General features: G+C 70.3%; 7 protein-coding genes. All 7 read right to left on the reverse strand.

From position 1 onward, the window contains the following. The coding region (locus VNJ47_00470; GenBank protein ID HXG27307.1) for an AIR synthase related protein at nt 1-435 on the reverse strand (435 nt) is incomplete at its 3' end. Nucleotides 436-551: 116 nt separating this feature from the next. Continuing rightward, nucleotides 552-1010, reverse strand: a complete 459-nt coding sequence (nusB, locus tag VNJ47_00475; protein ID HXG27308.1) for a transcription antitermination factor NusB — start codon at nt 1008-1010, stop codon at nt 552-554. After that, nucleotides 1003-1530, reverse strand: coding sequence for a 6,7-dimethyl-8-ribityllumazine synthase (gene ribH / locus VNJ47_00480; GenBank protein ID HXG27309.1), 528 nt, complete (start codon nt 1528-1530; stop codon nt 1003-1005). The genes nusB and ribH overlap by 8 nt, the downstream gene beginning before the upstream one ends. A gap of 3 nt (nt 1531-1533) precedes the next feature. Beyond that, complete coding sequence (ribBA, locus tag VNJ47_00485; GenBank protein ID HXG27310.1) at nt 1534-2637, reverse strand: bifunctional 3,4-dihydroxy-2-butanone-4-phosphate synthase/GTP cyclohydrolase II; 1104 nt, start codon at nt 2635-2637, stop codon at nt 1534-1536. Between the two features lie 46 nt (nt 2638-2683). Continuing rightward, entirely contained in the window at nt 2684-3322 is a 639-nt protein-coding gene (locus VNJ47_00490) for a riboflavin synthase (protein HXG27311.1), read from the reverse strand. 6 nt (nt 3323-3328) lie between these two features. Continuing rightward, nucleotides 3329-4444 (reverse strand): bifunctional diaminohydroxyphosphoribosylaminopyrimidine deaminase/5-amino-6-(5-phosphoribosylamino)uracil reductase RibD, encoded by a 1116-nt coding sequence (ribD, locus tag VNJ47_00495; protein HXG27312.1) that lies wholly within the window; start codon nt 4442-4444, stop codon nt 3329-3331. Then, a partial coding sequence (locus VNJ47_00500; protein HXG27313.1) for an ATP cone domain-containing protein occupies nt 4428-4767 on the reverse strand: 340 nt, incomplete at its 5' end. The genes ribD and VNJ47_00500, both read right to left, overlap by 17 nt.

Raw genomic sequence — 4767 nt, forward strand, 5'->3', positions numbered from 1 at the left:
GTTGCGGCGCAGCGCCTGGCCGGCCGGCACCTTCCCGTAAGCGGCCAGGGTGATGGACAGCGGGCCGCGCGTGGTATCGCCGCCGACCAGGTCCACGTCGAACTGGCCGGCCAGTTCGAACAGCCCCTGCGCGAAACGCGCCAGCCAGTCGCGGCTGGGCTCGGGCAGGGTGAGCGCCAGCGTGAAGCCCAGCGGTTCGGCACCCATGGCGGCCAGGTCGCTGAGGTTCACGGCCAGCGACTTCCAGCCGACGTCCTCGGGCGCTGCATCGGCGGGGAAATGGCGGCCGGCCACCAGCGTATCCATGGTCAGCGCCAGTTCCTGGCCGGCGGGCACGCGCAGCAGCGCGGCGTCGTCGCCGACGCCGAGCGCCGATTCCGCGCGCCGCGCCGGGCGCGTGAAGAACTCGCGGATGATGTCGAATTCGCCGAGCATGAGAATGCGACAGGATGAACAGGATCTTCAGGATTTACAGGATGGATTCATGACGAGACAGCTCATTCCTGCCTGTTGGCCCTGATCATCCTGTTATCCTGTCGGGCGTTTCTGTATCAGCCGATTTCCGCCGCGCGCAGCCGGTGCGCCATGCGGTCCACCACGCCGTTGATGTACTTGTGCCCCTCGGTGGCGCCGAACAGTTTGGTCAGCTCCACCGCCTCGTTGATGGCCACGCGGTAGGGCAGCTCCGGGCAGTGCGCCAGTTCGTAGGCCGCCAGCAGCAGCACCGCGTGCTCGACCGGGTCCAGCTGCGTGAGGGGCCGGTCCAGATAGCCGGCGAAGGACTGCTCGAGCGCGGCGCGCCGGGCCAGCACGCCGCGCAGCAGCTGGTCGAAGTAGGCCGCATCGCAGCGGGCAAAGCCTTCCTCGCCGCGAAACTGCGCCAGCAGCTCGTCGAGCGCCGTGCCGGCCAAAAGGTGGCTGTACAGCGCCTGCAGCGCGAAGCGGCGCGCCTGGTGACGCTTGGAACCCGCCGGCTTGCGCGTACCGGCGCTGGCCGCGGCTTCAGTCATTGAGCTGCCTCAGCACGCTCAGCATGCGGATCGCGGCCTCGGCTGCCTCACGGCCCTTGTTGTCGCGGCCGGCGCGCGAGCGCTCCCGCGCCTGCTTGAGGTTGTCGGTGGTGAGCACGCCGAAGGTCACCGGCAGGCGGTAGCTCAGCATGACCTGGGCCACGCCGCGTGCGCACTCGCCGGCGACGTACTCGAAATGCGGCGTGCCGCCGCGGATCACGCAGCCGAGCGCGATCAGGGCATCGTACTTGCCGCTGGCCGCGGCATGCTCCAGCGCCAGCGGCAGCTCGAACGCGCCGGGTACGCGGATGAGCGTGATGTTGCGCGTTTCCGCGCCGGCCGCGCGCAGGGTCTGCAGCGCGCCGGCGATCAGGCCGTCGAGGATCTCGTCATACCACTGCGTGGCGACGACGGCGAAGCGCGCAAAACCGGCGTTCAGGCGGCCTTCCAGCCTGCGGATGGCGCCCGTGTCCGGCGGGGCGGCCGGAGCAGGCTTGCGGGGGCTCTTGGACTTGCGCATGGCTCAGTCGCAGGGCACGTAGTCGACCACTTCCAGGCCGAAGCCGGAGATGCCCTGCAGGCGCTTGGGCTGCGACAGGACGCGCATGCGCCGCACGCCCACGTCCTTGAGGATCTGCGCGCCGATGCCGTAGGTGCGCAGCACGGACGGATGATCGACGTGCTCCGGCTCCGAGCTGATGTTGAGGTTCTGCACGCGCTGCACCAGCTCGTTGATGGGCTCCGGCTTGCGCAGCACGACCACCACGCCGCTGCCCTCCTCGGCCACGCGCCGCAGCGCGCTGCGCAGCGGCCAGCTGAAGTCCGGGTGGCGGATGCCGAGCATGTCGTTGAGCGCGTTGCGTACGTGCACGCGCACCAGGGTCGGCTGCTCCGGGTCCACCGGCCCGCGCAGCATCGCGAAGTGCAGCGCGCGGTCGATGCGATCCTCGAAGGCGATCAGGCGGAAGGGCCCGAAATCGGTCTGTACGTCCTGCTCGGCCACGCGCTCGACGGTGTGCTCGGTGGCCACGCGGTAGCGGATCAGGTCGGCGATGGTGCCCAGCTTGAGGCCATGCTGCCGGGCAAAGGTTTCCAGATCCGGGCGGCGCGCCATGGTGCCGTCCTCGTTGAGGATCTCGACGATCACACCGGCCGGTTCCAGCCCGGCCAGCCGCGCCAGGTCGCAGCCGGCCTCGGTATGGCCGGCGCGCGTCAGCACGCCGCCGGGCTGGGCCATGAGCGGGAAGATATGGCCAGGCTGCACCAGGTCCTCGGGTCGCGCGTCCGGCCGCACGGCGGCCTGGATGGTGCGCGCGCGGTCATGCGCCGAGATGCCGGTGGTCACGCCTTCGGCCGCCTCGATGGACACGGTGAAACGGGTGCGGTGGCTGTCCTCCGCCTGTGCCACCATCAGCGGCAGCCGCAGCTGACGGCAGCGCGCCTGCTCCAGCGTGAGGCAGATCAGGCCGCGGCCATAGCGCGCCATGAAGTTGATATCTTCGGGCCGCGTGTGCACCGCCGCCATCACGAGGTCGCCCTCGTTCTCGCGGTTCTCGTCATCCATCATGATGACCATGCGGCCCTGACGGATGTCGTCGATGATTTCCTCGATGCTGTTCAAGCCCATACTGCCGGCCTGCGAGCCCTCCGCCTGATTGTGCCTGAGCGCGGCATCACTTCTTGCTTGCATGTTTCCGTTTCCGCTTCGGTCGGGCCGTCTTTTTCGCTGGCAGCAGCCGTTCCAGGTAACGCGCGACCAAATCCACTTCCAGGTTGACACGCGCCCCTGCCGCTAGCCGGCCGAGCGTGGTCACCGCCAGTGTGTGCGGCACCAGGTTGACGTCGAAGCGCCGGCCCGCGACGCCATTGACCGTCAGGCTGACGCCGTTCACACAGACCGAGCCCTTGCGCGCAATATAGCGTGCCAGCGCGGCCGGCGCCTCGAACTCGAGGCGCTGTGAGCGCGCGTCCCCGTGACGCGAGCGCAGCCGGCCCAGGCCGTCCACGTGCCCGCTCACCAGATGCCCGCCCAGCGGCTGGCCCAGAGCCAGCGCCTTTTCCAGGTTGACGGCAGCGCCGACGCCCAGCGCGCCCAGCGTGGTCAGGGCCAGGGTTTCCCGCGAAACATCGGCCGCGAAGTCGCGACCCTCCCGCCCGGTCACCGTCAGGCACACGCCCTCGACGGCAATGCTGTCGCCGACCGCCACGCCATCGAGGAAGCCCTCCGGGCAGCGGATGCGCAGGCGCAGGTCACCGACCTGCGGCTCGATGCGGCTGATCCGGCCGACAGCCTGGACGATACCGGTAAACATTCGCACTCAGCTCGCAGGGCGCGCCATGATACGCCAATCCTGCCCCAAGGCGCGGATGTCATCGATCTGCAGCGGCAGACGCTGTGCGAGGCTGTTGAGCCCCGGCAGACTGACCAGGCCGCGGCCACGGTCACCCAGAAGAAACGGCGCAAGATAGAGGATCAACTCGTCGGCCAGCCCGGCCTGCAGCAGCGCGCCGGCCAGGGTCGGCCCGGCCTCGACCAGTACCTCGTTGACCTGCCGTTGCGCCAGCAGGCCGAGCACGGCGGGCAGATCCAGCCTGTGTCCCACCAGCGGCACCCGGTGCAGCTCCGCACCGGCCCGGGTCAGGGCCCGCCAGGCGCTGGAACCCTCGTCTTCGGCGGTCATCACCAGAGTGCGCCCCGGCAGGCTCAGCATTCGAGCCAGCTCGGGCATGCGCAGCTGGGTGTCGAGCACGATGCGCAGCGGTGGATCCCATTCGCCGGGCAGACGCACGGTGAGCGAGGGATCGTCGGCCAGCACCGTGCCGACACCGGTCATGACCGCGCCGGCCTCCGCGCGCAGCCGGTGCACGTCCTCGCGCGCGGCCGTGCCGGTGATCCAGCGGCTCTCGCCGTTGGCGGCGGCGATGCGCCCGTCCAGGCTCATGGCGAGTTTGACCCGCAGCCAGGGGCGGCCGCGCTCCATGCGGCTGACGAAGCCGCGGTTGAGCGCGCGCGCTTCGGCCTCGCACACGCCGCAGGCGGTCTGGATGCCGGCCGCGCGCAGCGCCTCGAGCCCGCCACCGTTGACGCGCGGATTGGGGTCGGGCATGGCCGCCACCACGCGGGTGACGCCGGCGGCGATCAGGGCGTCGGTGCAGGGCGGCGTGCGGCCGTGGTGGCAGCAGGGTTCCAGGGTGACATAGGCGGTGGCGCCGCGTGCCTGCCCGCCGGCGGCGGCCAGGGCATCGACCTCGGCATGCGCCTCGCCGGCGCGCCGGTGCCAGCCCTCGCCGACCACGCGGCCGTCGCGCACCAGCACGCAGCCGACGCGCGGGTTCGGATGCGTGCTGTACAGCCCCCGTCGCGCCAGTTCCAGCGCGCGTGCCATGTAGCGCAGGTCGTCGGGACTGGCGCCGGTCTCAGTAGTCGTTGTCATCCGGCTCGATCAGGGGCAGCTGCTTGCGCTTGAGGTCGGGGCTGGGTGCCTTCTCCAGGCGCTCGATCTCGGCGCTGAACTCGCTCACGTCCTGGAAGCTGCGGTACACCGACGCGAAGCGCACGTAGGCCACCTTGTCGAGCTCGCGCAGCTCGTGCATCACCCAGTCGCCCAGCTTGCGCGAGGGCACTTCCCGCTCGCCGACGGTGCGCAGCTTGTGGGTGATGTGGCTGATCGCGGTCTCGATCGCCTCGGCCGACACCGGGCGCTTGTACAGGGCGTGCATCATGCCGGTACGCAGCTTGTCCTCGTCGAAGGGCTCG

Source organism: Nevskiales bacterium, from assembly GCA_035574475.1.
Lineage (GTDB): Bacteria > Pseudomonadota > Gammaproteobacteria > Nevskiales > DATLYR01 > DATLYR01.